Origin of the sequence: Mycolicibacterium agri, assembly GCF_002553505.1 — a bacterium.
GTDB lineage: Bacteria > Actinomycetota > Actinomycetes > Mycobacteriales > Mycobacteriaceae > Mycobacterium > Mycobacterium agri.
This window is the reverse complement of the sequence record NZ_PDCP01000006.1, coordinates 87,657-102,722: the sequence shown is the minus strand read 5'-3', so window position 1 is coordinate 102,722 and position 15,066 is coordinate 87,657. Positions and strand designations below refer to the sequence as shown.

At 68.3% G+C, this 15,066-nt stretch carries 19 protein-coding genes; 6 read left to right on the top strand and 13 right to left on the bottom strand.

The features are described 5' to 3' along the window. Positions 1-24 precede the first annotated feature (24 nt). Positions 25-846, bottom strand: coding sequence for a succinate dehydrogenase subunit SdhC (locus CQY20_RS05360; RefSeq protein ID WP_097938740.1), 822 nt, complete (start codon positions 844-846; stop codon positions 25-27). A gap of 53 nt (positions 847-899) precedes the next feature. After that, positions 900-1,202, bottom strand: coding sequence for an Rv0250c family protein (locus tag CQY20_RS05355; protein WP_097938738.1), 303 nt, complete (start codon positions 1,200-1,202; stop codon positions 900-902). A gap of 128 nt (positions 1,203-1,330) precedes the next feature. On the opposite strand from CQY20_RS05355, the gene CQY20_RS05350 reads away from it, so the two are divergent. The 3 genes from CQY20_RS05350 to CQY20_RS05340 are packed head-to-tail and all read left to right on the top strand — an operon-like array spanning position 1,331 to position 3,012. Beyond that, on the top strand, positions 1,331-2,092 hold the full coding sequence (locus CQY20_RS05350; RefSeq protein WP_097938812.1) for an isocitrate lyase/PEP mutase family protein: 762 nt from the start codon (positions 1,331-1,333) through the stop codon (positions 2,090-2,092). Between the two features lie 10 nt (positions 2,093-2,102). Next, complete coding sequence (locus tag CQY20_RS05345; protein WP_097938736.1) at positions 2,103-2,477, top strand: hypothetical protein; 375 nt, start codon at positions 2,103-2,105, stop codon at positions 2,475-2,477. A 43-nt stretch (positions 2,478-2,520) separates the two neighbouring features. Next, positions 2,521-3,012 carry a hypothetical protein gene (locus tag CQY20_RS05340; protein ID WP_133119023.1) on the top strand — a complete coding sequence of 164 codons (492 nt, stop codon included), beginning with the start codon at positions 2,521-2,523 and terminating at the stop codon, positions 3,010-3,012. A 79-nt stretch (positions 3,013-3,091) separates the two neighbouring features. Here the strand turns inward: CQY20_RS05340 and CQY20_RS05335 are convergent, their stop codons facing one another. Beyond that, complete coding sequence (locus tag CQY20_RS05335) at positions 3,092-3,523, bottom strand: Hsp20/alpha crystallin family protein (RefSeq protein WP_097938810.1); 432 nt, start codon at positions 3,521-3,523, stop codon at positions 3,092-3,094. Between the two features lie 220 nt (positions 3,524-3,743). On the opposite strand from CQY20_RS05335, the gene nirB reads away from it, so the two are divergent. Beyond that, a complete protein-coding gene (nirB, locus tag CQY20_RS05330) occupies positions 3,744-6,287 on the top strand; it encodes a nitrite reductase large subunit NirB (RefSeq protein ID WP_097938732.1) in 2,544 nt (847 codons plus the stop codon). Next, a complete protein-coding gene (gene nirD / locus CQY20_RS05325) occupies positions 6,284-6,631 on the top strand; it encodes a nitrite reductase small subunit NirD (RefSeq protein ID WP_097938730.1) in 348 nt (115 codons plus the stop codon). The genes nirB and nirD overlap by 4 nt, the downstream gene beginning before the upstream one ends. Before the next feature lie 24 nt (positions 6,632-6,655). Here nirD and CQY20_RS05320 read toward each other — a convergent pair whose 3' ends face one another. The 10 genes from CQY20_RS05320 to CQY20_RS05275 all read right to left on the bottom strand — a co-directional run bounded on the left by CQY20_RS05320 (position 6,656) and on the right by CQY20_RS05275 (position 14,443). Beyond that, a complete protein-coding gene (locus CQY20_RS05320) occupies positions 6,656-7,228 on the bottom strand; it encodes a DUF2231 domain-containing protein (protein WP_097938808.1) in 573 nt (190 codons plus the stop codon). Between the two features lie 29 nt (positions 7,229-7,257). Continuing rightward, positions 7,258-7,929 carry a sirohydrochlorin chelatase gene (locus CQY20_RS05315; RefSeq protein ID WP_097938728.1) on the bottom strand — a complete coding sequence of 224 codons (672 nt, stop codon included), beginning with the start codon at positions 7,927-7,929 and terminating at the stop codon, positions 7,258-7,260. Beyond that, positions 7,926-9,074, bottom strand: coding sequence for a uroporphyrinogen-III synthase (locus tag CQY20_RS05310; RefSeq protein ID WP_097938726.1), 1,149 nt, complete (start codon positions 9,072-9,074; stop codon positions 7,926-7,928). The genes CQY20_RS05315 and CQY20_RS05310 overlap by 4 nt, the downstream gene beginning before the upstream one ends. 125 nt (positions 9,075-9,199) lie before the next feature. Continuing rightward, entirely contained in the window at positions 9,200-9,976 is a 777-nt protein-coding gene (locus CQY20_RS05305) for a class I SAM-dependent methyltransferase (RefSeq protein ID WP_097938724.1), read from the bottom strand. 21 nt (positions 9,977-9,997) lie between these two features. Continuing rightward, entirely contained in the window at positions 9,998-10,570 is a 573-nt protein-coding gene (locus CQY20_RS05300; RefSeq protein ID WP_097938722.1) for a GNAT family N-acetyltransferase, read from the bottom strand. A 78-nt stretch (positions 10,571-10,648) separates the two neighbouring features. Continuing rightward, positions 10,649-11,539, bottom strand: a complete 891-nt coding sequence (locus CQY20_RS05295; RefSeq protein ID WP_097938720.1) for a 5-oxoprolinase/urea amidolyase family protein — start codon at positions 11,537-11,539, stop codon at positions 10,649-10,651. Continuing rightward, positions 11,536-12,198 (bottom strand): 5-oxoprolinase subunit B family protein, encoded by a 663-nt coding sequence (locus tag CQY20_RS05290; RefSeq protein WP_174814700.1) that lies wholly within the window; start codon positions 12,196-12,198, stop codon positions 11,536-11,538. The genes CQY20_RS05295 and CQY20_RS05290 overlap by 4 nt, the downstream gene beginning before the upstream one ends. Positions 12,199-12,272: 74 nt before the next feature. Further along, positions 12,273-12,962: a queuosine precursor transporter gene (locus CQY20_RS05285; protein ID WP_097938719.1), complete on the bottom strand. Its 690-nt coding sequence runs from the start codon at positions 12,960-12,962 to the stop codon at positions 12,273-12,275. Next, the gene (locus CQY20_RS05280; RefSeq protein WP_097938717.1) at positions 12,959-13,906 is read right to left on the bottom strand and encodes an ABC transporter substrate-binding protein; all 948 of its coding nucleotides are present in this window, start codon (positions 13,904-13,906) and stop codon (positions 12,959-12,961) included. Before CQY20_RS05280 ends, CQY20_RS05285 begins: the two co-directional genes overlap by 4 nt. A 48-nt stretch (positions 13,907-13,954) precedes the next feature. Beyond that, positions 13,955-14,443 carry a TetR/AcrR family transcriptional regulator C-terminal domain-containing protein gene (locus CQY20_RS05275; protein WP_097938715.1) on the bottom strand — a complete coding sequence of 163 codons (489 nt, stop codon included), beginning with the start codon at positions 14,441-14,443 and terminating at the stop codon, positions 13,955-13,957. A gap of 37 nt (positions 14,444-14,480) precedes the next feature. Here CQY20_RS05275 and CQY20_RS05270 point away from each other — a divergent pair, with 37 nt between their 5' ends. Next, entirely contained in the window at positions 14,481-15,047 is a 567-nt protein-coding gene (locus CQY20_RS05270) for a CsbD family protein (protein WP_097938713.1), read from the top strand. Positions 15,048-15,066: the final 19 nt, after the last annotated feature.

Below are 15,066 nucleotides of genomic sequence, written 5' to 3'. Positions count from 1 at the left end.
TGTACTAGTCGGCCAATCGTCTTGTCAGCCAATGAATCGCAAATCGGAGATGGTGCCGCTGGCGACCAGCATGATGTAGAAGTCGGTCAGCACCAGCGTGCCCAGCGTGATCCACGCCCACAGCATGTGCCGGGTGTTCAGGACGCTGACCTGGCTCCAGAGCCAGTACCGCACAGGGTGTTTCGAGAAGTGCTTGAGCCGACCGCCGACGATGTGCCTGCACGAGTGGCAGGACAACGTGTAGATCCACAGCAGAATGACGTTGCCGGTCAAGATGATGTTGCCGAGACCGAGCCCGAAGCCCGACGGCGACTGGAACGCCACGATGGCGTCGTAGGTGTTCAACAGCGAGATCAGCAGCGCCGCATAGAAGAAGTACCGGTGGCTGTTCTGCACGATCAGCGGCATCCGGGTTTCCCCGGTGTAGCGCGAATGCGGTTCGGCCACAGCGCATGCCGGCGGCGACTGCCACACCGAACGGTAGTAGGCCTTGCGGTAGTAATAGCAGGTGAGCCGGAACAGCAGCAGGAACGGCAGCGTCACGATCGCCAGCGGCACCAGCGGCGGGAACTCCGGCAGCCACACACCGAGATGGCTTGAGCCCGGAACACACGACGCGCTGATGCACGGTGAGTAGAACGGCGTCAGGTAGTGGTACTCCGGCACGTAATACGCGGCCTGCCAGGAGGCCCGCACCAAGCCGTAGATGAGGAAGGCCGCGAAACCGAGATTGGTCCACAGCGACTGCATCCACCACCGGTCGGTGCGCAGTGTGCGCTCTGGGATTCGCGCACGGGTCTCCGAGAAAACGCCGGTGCCCTGACGGTCAGCTGTGGGTGCGCTCACAGTAGCTTTCCAGCCTCTCCAGTGTTGTGCTCCGCAGTGCGACGAAGCCTAATTCAGCCCCTACTGTGACCTCCGACACCCTCGTCATCGACGTCCCGCCAGAAGTCGGTGTCGTATTGCGTGTCGGGGATGGCGATCTTCTCGGTCGACATCGGCTGGAGTGTCACCCCGCGGCTGAGCTCCAGTTCCTGGGCGTCGATATCGAGGCGGTCGATGTCGTTGAGGATGCGTTCGGTGTCGTTGACGATGCGCCGCATGGCCGGGCTGTCGCCGTATTTCGCCGCAAGCGACGTGACGCACCGCCGCAGCCCGCCGATCAGTTCGTGAAGTTCGGCAAATTCGGTTGGACTCGACATCAGACCTCCTTGGGCTGAAGGGTGTCTCGGATCACAGTACGACAACCGAGGCTAGTTACATCACGCGGATGCGGCGTGAGACAGATCACGCCATAGCGCTGCAGCGGCAGGTCGGCAAGGATGTCGGAATGGCGGACAAGCAAGTTCTTTCCAAGCGTGCGGAGGCGTTCCTCGAGTTGCACCGGCCCGGTAATCCGGTGGTGCTGCCGACCGTGTGGGACGCGTGGTCGGCGAAACTGGCGACCGATGCCGGCTTCGCGGCGCTGACGGTGGGCAGCCATCCGTTGGCGGATTCGGTCGGCAAGTCCGACAGCGAGGGCATGACGTTCGACGACGTGGTGACCCGCGTCGCGCAGATCACCGCGGCGGTCGACGTGCCGATTTCGGTCGACATCGAATCCGGGTACGGCGAGGACCCCGCCCGGCTGATCGACGGGCTGCTGGAGGCGGGCGCGGTCGGCCTCAACATCGAAGACACCGTGCACGGCGAAGGCGGCAGGCTGCGGTCGTCGTCCGAGCACGCCGAGTTCGTCGGCGCGCTGCGCTCCGCGGCCGACGCCGCAGGGGTGCACGTGGTGATCAACGGGCGCACCGACCTGTTCCTGCGTAAGGACGGCGATGAGGCCGATCGCGTCGACAGGGCCGTCGCGCGGCTCACCGAGGCGGCGGACGCGGGCGCCGACGTGCTGTACCCGATCGGATTCCACGAACCGGAAGCGTTGCGCCGCATGACATCTGAACTTCCGCGGCCCGTCAACGCGATCGCGTTCCCCGATCGCGACGACCCGGCCTCGTTCGGTCCGCTCGGCGTCGCGCGCATCAGCTTCGGGCCCTTCCTGCAGGCGGCCCTTTCGGCACACGCCAAGGATCTGCTCGCCCGCTGGGCCTAGCATTCCCGGGGTGCCCGCGGACCAACACGACCCCCAACACTGGGTCAACCGGCCGGCGACGGTATTCGCGGCGGGCGCCGCCGCAGTGGTCCTGGTGGTGGTGCTGATCGTCGCGGTGCTGCGCACGGCGGAGGACTCGACCGTCCCGCCGGCACCGCTGGCGCCGCCGACGAGCAGCTCCCCGTCGGCGACCTATACGCCGTCGTCGACGACCACGACGAGCTACCCCACGCCGAGCGTGCAGACCACCGAAGAGAATTTGCCGCCGCCGTCGTCGACGGCCACACCGGAAACGTCTTTCCCGACGAGTCCACCCACGACGACCGAGGAGACACCCGATCCCGGCACCGTCACCGAGACGGCGACGTTGTTGCCACCGCCTTAGCCAGCTTCCGGAAAACGGCGCTCCGCTCACATAGGCTTGGCCGATGAACATCTCGACGCGCATGACAGCTGCCGTTGCCGCCGCAATTGGGATGACGGGCATGAGCGCCGCAACCGCGGGCGCCGAGGCCGCCAACGGTGTGATGGTGCCGCTGACCGCGTTCTACCGGTCCTGCGACTTCACCGTCCTGCAGTTTGTCGCGGCAACCGGATTCGGCTCCGGCCAGTCGACCATCCACAGCAGCGGCAACTCCGTCACCGCGCAGGTGAATTTCGCGATCGGGACCCCGAACACCGCCTATCAGGTGCGGCTGATCCAGGGGCCTCGACCCGGGACGCAGAAATGCATTGCGGGCGATCCGGGGGTGGCCAGCGCGGTGCTGCACACCGACCGCAACGGCACCGGCTCGGTGACCGTCACCGACACCATCGAGCCCTGGGCCAAGAACGCGTGGGTGTTCATGGAGGGGCCGCCGGACCCCGGCCAGATCCGCGGCGAGTTCTACACTTCCGAGATCCTCACGGCCATCAACTAGGCCGACAGGCCCGGAATGCGACGAATCCGGTGGAACCGTCTGGGCTCCACCGGATTCCGAGAGTGTTGGTTATGACCGGTTACTTGGCTTCGATCGCGATCCGCTGGGTTTCATCGCCCTTGTAGGCACCGGCCACCCGAACGGTGAGCACCCCGGCCTCATAGGTCGCCGAGATATCGTCCTTGGTGACATGGGCGGGCAGCCCAAACGACCGACGGAACGAGCCGTAGCGCACCTCGCTCAGGGTGCGGCCGTTGCGCTCCTCCGTCCGCTCGTCGCGACGTTCACCATGAATGACCAACTGGCCATTCTCGATCTCGACATTGACGTCCTTGTTGACGTCTACGCCGGGCAGCTCAACGCGGATGACTGCGTCCTCGCCGTCGCGAAGGATCTCGGCGGCGGGTCGGAAACCCTTGAACCAGTCGTCCGCGGTGGCCGGGGCGAAGAAGTCGCGAACCCAGCGGTCAATGTCGAAAGCCGGTCGATTCCACAACGTCAGGTTGGTCATGGTCTTCACCTCCTCCTCGCTTCGTCGTCACCGGCTCTTCGCCGGTTTTCTACCCCTCTAAACTTGAGTCGACCCCGCTCATATTCCCGGCGGTGTTCCAGGGTGTGGCTACGCCCACAGAGAACGGCTCACACCGGCCGCCGAGCACCGGTGAGAACACCGTGATGGCGGCGTCACACGGCGCGACATCTCGGCAATATCGGCTGCTTAGCCTCGCGCCATGCGCTCAGATTCAGCCCGGGGCGGGCACGTCGTCGTGGTCGGCCACGGCATGGTCGGGCACCGGTTCGTCGAAGCCATGCGGTCCCGCGACAACGAGGGCCGATGGCGCATCACCGTGCTCGCCGAAGAGGCCGACGCCGCCTATGACCGGGTGGGCCTGACCGCCTACACCGAGCACTGGGACCGCAGCAGGCTCGCCCTACCCGGCAACGACTACGCCGGCGACGACCTGGTCCGGCTGCGCCTGGGTGTGCGGGTGACCCATATCGACCGGGCCGACAAGGCCGTCGTCACCGCGCACGGCGAGCGGATCGACTACGACGCGCTGGTGCTGGCGACCGGCTCGTATGCGTTCGTGCCGCCGGTGCCCGGCCACGACCTGCCCGCCTGCCACGTCTATCGCACGCTCGACGACCTCGACGCGATTCGGGCCGACGCCACCGCCGCGTCGGCGGGCAGCGCGCCGGTCGGGGTCGTGATCGGCGGCGGCCTGTTGGGCCTGGAGGCCGCCAACGCGCTGCGCAGCTTCGGCCTGCACGCGCACGTGGTGGAGATGGCGCCCCGGTTGATGGCCCAGCAACTCGACGAGGCGGGCGGCGCGCTGCTCGGGCGGATGATCACCGCGCTCGGCATCGACGTCCACGTCGGGGTCGGCACGTCGGCGATCGCGGCCACGGGGGACGGCACCGTCGCGGTGACGTTGTCCGACGACACCGTCATCGAATCGGGGCTGGTGATCTTCGCGGCTGGGGTACGCCCGCGCGACGAGCTGGCCCGCGACGCCGGACTGGAGATCGCGCCACGCGGCGGGGTGCTGACCGACACATCCTGCGCGACAGAGGATCGCAGCATCTATGCCATCGGCGAGGTGGCCGCCATCGAAGGCCGCTGCTACGGGCTGGTCGGGCCGGGCTACACCAGCGCAGAGGTCGTCGCGGACCGCCTGCTCGGCGGGGCCGCCGAGTTCCCCGAGGCCGACATGTCCACCAAGCTCAAGCTGCTCGGGGTCGACGTCGCGAGTTTCGGTGACGCGCAAGGAGTCACACCGGACTGTCTCGAGGTGGTGGTCAACGACGCCGTCAACCAGACTTACGCCAAGCTGGTGCTCTCCGATGACGCGACGACCCTGTTGGGCGGCATCCTGGTCGGCGACGCGTCGGCGTACGGAATCCTGCGGCCGATGGTCGGCGAACCGCTGCCCGGCGACCCGCTGGCGTTGATCGCCCCGAACGGAACCGACAGCGGCAGTGCCGGTTTGGGTGTGGGCGCACTGCCGCCCGCCGCGCAGATCTGCTCGTGCAACAGCGTCACCAAAGACCAGCTGACCAAAGCCATCGCCGACGGGTGCGCCGACGTGCCCGCACTGAAGCGCTGCACCGCGGCGGGCACCTCGTGCGGCTCGTGTGTGCCGCTGCTCAAGAAGCTGCTGGAGGCCGAAGGCGTCGAACAGTCGAAGGCGCTGTGCGAACACTTCGACCAGTCGCGGGCCGAGTTGTTCGAGATCGTCTCGGCGACCCGCGTCCGCACGTTCTCCGGACTGATCCAGAAGTTCGGACGCGGAAAAGGTTGCGACATATGCAAACCCGTCGTCGCGTCGATCCTGGCGTCGACGAGCTCCGACCACATCCTCGACGGCGAGCAGGCTTCGCTGCAGGACAGCAACGACCACTTCCTGGCCAACATCCAGCGCAACGGCAGCTACTCGGTGGTGCCGCGGGTGCCCGGCGGCGACATCACCCCCGAGCAGCTCATCCTGATCGGGGAGATCGCAAGGGATTTCAACCTTTACACCAAGATCACCGGCGGTCAGCGCATCGACATGTTCGGCGCGCGGGTGGACCAGCTACCCGAAATCTGGCGGCGGTTAGTTGACGGCGGAATGGAGTCCGGCCACGCCTACGGCAAGGCGCTGCGCACCGTGAAGAGCTGCGTCGGCAGCGACTGGTGCCGTTACGGGCAACAGGATTCCGTGCAGATGGCGGTCGACCTCGAGCTGCGCTATCGGGGACTGCGCGCACCGCACAAGATCAAGATGGGAGTGTCCGGCTGCGCCCGCGAATGCGCCGAAGCGCGAAGCAAGGACGTCGGCGTCATTGCCACCGAACACGGCTGGAACCTCTACGTCGGCGGCAACGGCGGCATGACGCCAAGGCACGCGGAGCTGCTGGCCGGCGACCTGGACGGCGAAACCCTGGTCCGCTACATCGACCGCTTCCTCATGTTCTACATCCGCACCGCAGACCGATTGCAGCGCACCGCGTCCTGGCTCGAGGCCCTCGACGGCGGTCTGGACCACGTGCGCGACGTCGTGTGCCGCGACTCCCTAGGCCTGGCGGCGGAGTTCGAAGAGGCGATGGCACGTCACGTCGCCGGCTACGCCTGTGAGTGGAAGGGCGTGCTGGGGGACCCCGACAAGCTGTCGCGGTTCGTGTCGTTCGTCAACGCGCCCGAAGTGCCCGACCCCACCGTCGAATTCACCAAGAGATCGGGCCGCATCGTTCCGATCGGCATGCCCGAGATTCGAAAGGTACATCAGAAGTGACTCTGCTTCACGACATCCAGATCTGGACCGCGGCGTGCGCCTACGACCGGCTGCTGCCCTGCCGCGGCGTCGGGGTGCTGTTGCCCGACGGTGAGCAGGCGGCGTTGTTCCGCCTCGACGACGGCAGCGTGCACGCCGTCGGCAACATCGACCCGTTCTCCGGCGCCGCGGTGTTGTCTCGCGGCATCGTCGGCGACCGCGGCGGGCGCGCCGTCGTGCAGTCGCCGATCAAGAAGCAGGCGTTCGCCCTCGACGACGGCGTCTGCCTGGACGACCCCGCGGTCACGGTGCCGGTGTATGCCACCAGGATCACCGTCGACGGTGTCGTCGAAATCGGCGCCTGACCGTAGCCCGGCGCCTGATCCGTCTCAGGCCGCCGAACGGTACCGCTCGACCGCGCGAAGGTGAGTCAGCGCGCGTCCGGTCTGCCAGCGGTACATCCCAGCGCCCTGGGCATATGACAGATGGCCGCCGAGCGCGCCGCCGACGCTGACCGCCAGCAGGCCGAGCACGCTCAGCCATGTCGCGGTGCGATGGTGCTCACGCCGCCGCGCCCGGTACGACAGCGCGAAGCACGTCACCCCGACGACGTTGCTCGCCGCGTGCACGACGCCGACCCGCCGTTGCCGCTTGGTCAGCAGTGGGAAGTCGGCCCACCCCGCGACCACGGTGGGCGGTGTGGCCAACAGGCCGAGGCCGACCAGCCGGCGGGCGGTGGTCCGGTCACCGAACCCGACGTCGAAGACGAGCGAACTCATCCACGCCCCCAGCGGCAGCATGACGAGCAGGGGGTGCACGGGATGGCCGAGCCACGAGCCGCGCAGCAGCGGTGCCACCCGATCGCCACCGACGAGCCGACTCGCCACCGCGGCGCCGGCGTCGGCCGGGCCGTCGAGCGCCTCGACCGACTCCACACTTTGCAGAACCCGATGAATATTCATCGTTTCGAAGTACCCGCCGGCGGGGTGAATCATGCCGCGAGCGGCACGCGAGCCCGTCGGAATCGGCTGGCGATCAGCTGCGCTGTGCCCGGGTGAGCGCCGAGCGGCGCGGTGACGACGTCGGCGCCGCTGCACTCAAGCCGGTCCTGAAACAAGCCGTCGCACAGCAGATATGACGCCACCACGACCCGGTCGGCGCCACGGCTGCGCAGCCCGGCGACGGCGTCGCTCACCCGAGGGGCGCCGGTGGCGGCGAAGGCCAGTTCGACGCGCGAGCCGATCACCGCCGACAGCCACGTCGCCGTGGTGTGCAGGTCGCCCATCGCCACCGCATCCGACGTGCCCGCCGCGGCTAACAGCACGGAATCAGTGGGCAGCCAACCGCTTTCGACGAGCCGGTCGGCCAGCACCCGCACGATCTGCGGGCTGGGGCCGAGCGGTGGGGTGAGCACGACGTCGGCGCAGCCGCTGGCCGCGACGGCGGCCGGGATGTCGGTGTTGACGTGGTAGCCCCGCGACAGGAACACGGGCACGACGACCGTCGACGCGGTCAGCACCTCGGCAGGCGTCGGCCCCAGCACGTCGACGAAGGCGACCCGCACCTGCTGGTCGAGCAATTCCGACACCCGCAGGGCCAGGTCACCGACCATCGTCACGCCGTTCGGCTTGCGGGTGCCGTGGGCGACCAGCAGATGAGTCATTGCGCCCGCGCCAGCGGTTCGTCGACGGGCAGCCGGTAGCCGCGTTTGACCACGGTCGAGACGATGTTCTTGTCGCCCAACGCCGTTCGCAGCCGCAGCACAGCGGTTTCCACCGCGTGGGTGTCGGTGCCGCTGCCGGGTAGCGCGCGAAGCAAATCGGCCCGGCACACCACGGTGCCCGGCCGGTGGGCCAGCGCGCGGATCGTGGCCATTCCGGCCGGTGACAGCTCCTTGACCACGCCGTCGACCACCACGCAGGTGCCGCGGATCTCGAGCTTGTGGCCGGCGACCTGCAGGGTGCGCGACTGCAGCAGCGGCAACTCGTCGGTGATGTGGCGGGCCAGCGCGCCCAGCCGCATCCGCTCCGGCGCCGAGGTGGGCACGCCGAGCCGGACCAGCGGGCGGGCGGTGACCGGCCCGACGCACATGGCGTGCACGTTGGTGCGCAGCGCCGACAGCAGCCGATCCTCGATGCCCATTTCGGCAGCGCGCATCAACACCGCGGCGACCGCGGGTGCCGAGGTGAAGCTGACGGCGTCGAACTTCTGCTCGGCGATGTCGGCCACCAGCTGGTCGAAGTCGCCGTTGCGGGGCGCGGGATGCCAGCGGTACACCCTGATCGGCACCACGTCGGCGCCCGCCGCGCGGAGGCGGTCGAGGAACTCGGGGAACGGGTCCCAGTCGTCGGTGGCGCCGTGTAGCTGGACGGCGATGCGCCGACCTGCGATGCCGCCTTCGAGCAGGTACTGCAGCAGCTCGCGGGACGACTCCGACTCCGGCGACCACTCCTCGGGCAGGCCCGCCGCCCGCAGCGCGCCGGTGGCCTTCGGTCCGCGGGACACGATCCGGGCGGCGCGCAGCGAGGCGATCAGCTCGTTGGCCAGCCCCCAGCCGTCGGCTGCGGCGACCCAGCCCCGAAAGCCGATGCCGGTGGTCGCGATGACGATGTCGGGCGGCGCGTCGATCAGCCGCTCGGTGTGCATCCGCAGCTCGTGGTCGTCCGGAAGGGGAACCATCTCGATGGCCGCCGCGCTGGTCACAGCCGCCCCGCGTTTGCGCAGCAGCGCGCTCAGCTCGTCGGCGCGGCGGGCGGAGGTCACCGCCACCCGAAACCCGGTGAGCGGTGCCCAGTCGGGCGCACTCATGTCGTCCAGTCTTTGCAGTGTGTGTTTCCGGCCGATTAACCAGCCATTGCCCGGGCATGTCGCCGCAACTGGACCGGTGAAATTCCGCTCACCCGCGGCGACGGCCCGCTGTGAGGTCGGTTCCGTCAGTCCACCCGGTGCGCGTGTACGACGGTGAAGGGCAGATGGACCCGGTCGCCGTCGAGCAGCGGGGCGATGGTTTCGAAGCGGGCCGCCATGTCGCGCATCTGCTCCAGCGTCTCGTGCGCTAATTGCTGTTGCATCTCCTCCGGCAGGTCGTCTGCGCTGCGGAACGCGGAAGTGTTCGCCAAATAGGTTGTCGGGCCGATGAAGTCGATCCGCCACCCGTTCGCGGTGAGCGTGTCGCGCAGGCTGGCCTCCGTGACCGACCTGATGGGCGCCACGATGCCGTTGACGTTGCCATCAGAGAAGCAGTACAGGTGCCATCGGGCGCCGGGCCGGGTGGCCCGGTACAGGCCCGCGGCGTAGGCCTCGCGGCCGTCGTCGTCGAGGCAGTGGTAGAGCCCGCTGTCGACGACGGTGTCGAAGTGGCCGTCGTAACCGGTCAGGTTGGTGGCGTCAGCGACGGCGAACGTCACGGAGACGCCCGCCTGGGCGGCGCGGCTGCGGGCTTGCTCGATCGCGGTGGGCGATCCGTCGAGGCCGGTGACGGAGTGTCCGCGCGAGGCCAGATAGATGGCGTTGTCGCCGAGACCGCAACCGATGTCGAGCACTTCGCCGGAGAAGCCGCCGAGCGCCTCGAGTTCCATCACCCGGGGCTGGGCCTGGCCGATGTCCCACGGCACCCCGTCGGGCTTGGGGCCACCCTCCATCGCCGGTTCGCCGCGGTAGAGCTTGTCGAATGATTCGGGTGTCGGTTGAAATGCCTTGGGCGTGCTCATTTCATCTAACGTACCCGCGCGTCACCACACGTCGCCGTCGCGCCAGTCGCAGGCGATCGCCTCGCTGGTGTCGAGTTCGACGCTGACCGGCAGGACGTACACCGAGCCGTCGTCCTCGGGTGTGCGCTGCATGCCGGAGGGGGCGATCACCGACGTCGGCCCGCGCCACGGCAGCCAGCCACGCGCGGTGTAGATCTGCTTACCGCCAGTCGAGGAGCTGAGCGCGCCGAGTTGGTAGGCGCCGCGCACCACCTGTTCGACGGCGTCCAGAAGGGCGGTGGCCAGCCCTTGGCCGCGCCAGTCCTCGCGCACCGCGACGGCTTCGACGTAGCCGCAGCGCAGCGCCGCGCCACGGTACAGCAGCCGCCGTTGCACCACCGCGGCGTGACCGATCAGCGCGCCGTGGTGACTGATCAGGGCGTGCATCCCGCCGAGGGCATGCTCCCAGTCGGCGTCGCTGAAGTCGCCGCCGAAGGCCTCGATGACCATCCGGCGCGCGTCCTCGCGGGACTCCGCGTCGAGGTCGGAGGTGTGGATCAGGCGGGCGGTGTGAATGCCGCGCACGCGAGAGGCAGTGATATCCGCTGCATGCACACCCTGTGTCTACCAAACTCGGGCCGGTTCAGAAACCGGTCGCAAAAGTCGGGCTCGGTGCCCGGTTCAGTGGCCAGCTCAGAGGCCGTTGTGGAATGGTCGGCGCGGGCGCGACCAATGCAGCCGCACGGTCTGCCCCGGCCGGATCTGAGCGATCCGGTCGATGTCCTCCTCGACGACCACCCCGATGACCGGATAACCGCCGGTGACCGGATGGTCGGGCCCGAGGATGACGGGAAAACCGTTCGGCGGCACCTGAATTGCTCCGCGGGTGGCGCCTTCGCTTGGCAGCTGCCGGTCGCCGTAGCGGTACTCCAGCGGCATGCCGACCAGCCGCATGCCGACCCGGTCGCTGCGGTTGGTGACCTGCCAGTTGGTGCGGACCAACACGTCGGGGTCGGTGAACCAGTCGTCGCGCGGCCCGGGCACCACCGACAGTTCGACGATGTCGTCCTCGATCGCAGCGACCGGCGCCTGGTCGAGTTCGGGAAACTCCTCGGTGTGGTTGCCGATGGGCAGCACGTCGCCCGGTTGCAGCGGTTTCGGGCCGATCGCCGACATCACGTCGAAGCTGCGCGAGCCCAGCACAGGCTCGACGTCGATGCCGCCGCGCACCGCCAAATACGAGCGCAGCCCGGCGTGCGGCGAGCCAAGCGAAATCACCTCACCGTCGTGGGCGTGATGAATGCTGTTGATACCGAACGGAACTCCGTTGACGGCAGGGTCGGTGTCGGCGCCCGTCACCGCGATCGCGATGTCCCCGCCGCGCACCCTGGCGCTGAACCCGCCGAAGGTCACCTCGATGGTGGCGCGGTCGTTCGGGTTGGCCACCAGCCGGTTGGCCAGCGTGTGCGCGCGGCGGTCGGCGGCCCCCGATCGCGACACGCCGAGGTGGGCCATGCCCGCCCGGCCGAGGTCTTCGACGAGCGCCAGCGGGCCGGTGCGCAACACCTCCAATGTCGTCGTCATCGCGTCACCTCCCGGAACTGCACCCACTGACCGGGCAGCAGCAGCGCGGGCGGGTCGCGGTCGACGTCCCACATGCGTGCATCGGTGTGGCCGATCAGTTGCCAACCCCCGGGCGACTCACGGGGATAGACGCCGCTGAACTCGCCGGCTAACCCCACCGCACCCGCGGGCACCTTCGTGCGCGGTTCCGAGCGCCTCGGCACGTTGAGCCGTTCGTCACCGCCGACCAGGTAGGCGAAACCCGGTGAGAAGCCGCCGAAGCCCACCCGCCACGGGGTCTGGGTGTGTGCGGCGATGACTTGCTGGGGGGTTAGCCCGGTCAGCGTGGCGACCTCGTCGAGGTCGGCCCCGTCGTAGACCACGTCGATGACGACATCGATGTGGCCGTCCGCCGGTGACACGGCCTCTCTGATCGCCTCTGGCGCCAACCGCAGCTTGCTGAGGTGTTGCCGGACGACACCCTGATAGCGCGGGCCGTCGAGCTTGACGAGCACCGTGCGAGCAGCGGGAACGATGTCGACGACGCCGGGCAGGGCGGCCTCGCGCACGGCATCGCTCCATGCCAATACCTCCGCGGAGCTGTCGAACTGCAGCAGCAGCGCCTGGTCACCGTAATCGGTGACAGTTCCGATCACCATCGCATCGGTTGTGACAGTCATAACCCAAAGCTACCGCCGAGTAAGGTGCGTCGCCGCTGCTCTGTGAGGGTTGCCAGAGGTGCCTTACCGAAGCCTCAGACGTCGGCTCCGTACGTGGGCTCGCGGCGTTTGATGAAGGCGATGACGCGGTAGGTCACCGGCAGCATGACCACCTCGATGGCGGTCTTGTAGAACCAGCCAAGCGCGGTGTAGACGGCGAAGTCGGCGAAACTGGTGATGCCGATCGCGCCGGCGGCGATGCTGCAGAACACCACCGTGTCGCCCAGCTGGCCGACGAACGTGGAGCCGACCAGCCGCGCCCACAGATGCTTTTCCTTCGTGCGCTCCTTGATCAACACGACCACCCACGCGTTGAGGGTCTGACCGACGATGAACCCCGCCAGGCCCGCGACGATCAGTTGGGTGTAGGCGCCGACGACGTTCTCGAAGTGTTCCTGGTTGGTGTAGAAGTCGGCGGCCGGGAGGTAGACGGTGACCCAGAACGCCAGTGCGGCAAGGGCGTTCATGGCGAAGCCGACGTAGATCACGCGGCGTGCTGCCTTGAATCCATACACCTCGCTGAGCACGTCGCCGATCACATAGGTCAGCGGGAAGACGATGAAGCCGCCGTCGGTGATGATCGGCCCGAACGCGACGCCCTTCGTCGCGGTGACGTTCGAGATGATGATCAGTGCGGTGAACACGGCGGCCAAGACCGGGTAGTAGACGGACCCGACCTGGGCGAACGCCGCGCGCTGCGGTCGCGCGGAAGCCTCCTGCGTCACCCGAGCGCCCTCGTCAACATCGGGGGTAACTGGTCGGCCACCACGGGCAGCGACAGCGGCGACGAGAACGCGATGGCGCCAGCCAAATCCTTGCCGGTGAACACATTTCGCTGCTCGAGCTTGGTGATGACCGGATCGGCGAGCAGCGCACCCTGTTGGTCGTCGCCCTCCGTCGTCCAGATCAGCACGTCGGCCTGGCCGAGCACCGATTCCATTCGGTCGCGGGTGATCACGCTGCCGCCGGTGTCGGGGATCGTGAAGCCCATCTGCGTGAGAAACTCGCTGCGCCAGTCGGGGTTGAGCACGTGCGCCGCATCGCCGGACAGCGTGCCTTCCAGCAGCAGCGCATTCTTGCCGGAGAACTGCGGGTTGTTGTCCGCGACGGCGCTGAACTTGTCCTCGATGCCTTTGACGATCGCGGCCATTTCGTCGTACTTGAACACGGCCTGGCTGATGGCGGCGGCCTGCTTCTTCCACGGCTCGAAGAAGGCGTCCTGGCCGGACTGCGGAATGGTCGGCGCGATCTCCGTCAGCTTGTCGTAGGTCTCCTGGTCGACGCCGGCGTTGGTGGCGACGATCAAATCGGGTTTGAGCGCGGCGATCCGGTCGATCTGGATGCCGCCGCCCAGGTCGAGGACCTCCGGTTGCGCTTGCCCGAGTTTGGGCTGCGCCCACGGCCAGACGCCGAACGGCTGATCGCCGAACCAGTTGGTCACCGCGATCGGAACGATCCCCACGGCCAGCAGGTCATCCTGCCCGGTCAAGCCGGCGCTGACCACCCGCTGCGGCGGGCCGGGCACCTTCGTCTCACCGAAGGCGTGCTTGACGGTGACGGAGCCGTCCCTGGCCACCGCTCCTGGCTCCTCTTTCGAGCATGCGGCGGCGAGGGTAGCGACGGTCGCCGATAGCGCGAGAAACCGTCGGCGCGACCACACTTTGGGCACTGGTGGAGCCTAATACGCACCTGCTCCGGCCCTCTTGAGCCGGCGGGGCTAACTGGAGAGGCCGTGCAGAAGCACCTTGAGCCCGAACTCGAACGCGTCGTCGGCGCGGGCCGGTTTGGGTCCGCCGGTGGCCAGCGCCGCCGCGAGTTCGGCCCCGACGTCGGGGCCGCGCTCCCACGGTTTCACGGGCGCGGCCAGATCCAACGCCGAGCCGAGCACGAAACAGTCCATCAGGGTGATGACGCGCAGCGTGTCGGCGGGGGTGAAACCGGCGCGACGCAGGAGTGCGGCCAGGGCGTTGTACTTCGTGAAGGCATGGCTGCTGTTCACGGCGTGGGCGGTGAGCAGCGGAATCAGCTGCGGGGAGCGGGCGAAGCTGCGGCGGTAGGACCGCAGGATGTCGGCGACGGTGTCGGTCCAGGGCCGGTCGGGGTCGTCGTCGGGCAGTTCGACCTCCGACATCGCCTGCTCGCGCAGCCACTGCGGCCGGCGAAGACGTTTGAAAACGCCGATATGTGGAACAGAGACATCCGACATCCGAACCCAGTTTCGGGCTCATGTCGGAAAGGACCAGATGACCGAGCACAAGAAGTCTGACCAGGCGCGCAGGGGATTGTTCGGCGCCGTCAAGGGCAAGGCGAAGGAAGTCGTCGGGTCGTTGACCAAGAACGATTCGCTGACGGCCGAGGGCCAGATCGAGCAGGAAGAGGCCAAGAAGCGGCAGGAGGCCAGCAGGCTGCAGTCTGTCGCCGACGCGGAAGCCGCGGAGGCCAAGCAGCAGGCCGACGAGGCCCGGCTGGAGGGCGCGCAGGAGCGCAGCGCGGTGACCGCCGAAGCCGGCGCCCGCGAGCAGGAGATCCGCCGCGACCAGGCGGCCCGCGAGCGCGAGGCCGAGCAGGCCGCGGCGCAGGACGCCGCGCGGGGCCAGGCGGCGGCCGAGCAGACGGCGCAGCAGCGGGAAGCGCAGGCGAAAGCCGAGGCGCGCACCGAGGTCGCCGCGGCACAGGTCGAAGTCGCCGAAGCTCTCGACGAACATCAGCAGGCAGGCCGCGAGTCGGCGGCCGCGCGCGCGGAGGCCGAGCGCATCAGGCGGCAGGCCGACGGACTGTCCGATGTTGCCGACGTCCCGCGAGATCGTTAACGAGAGCGAAAGGAGAGCA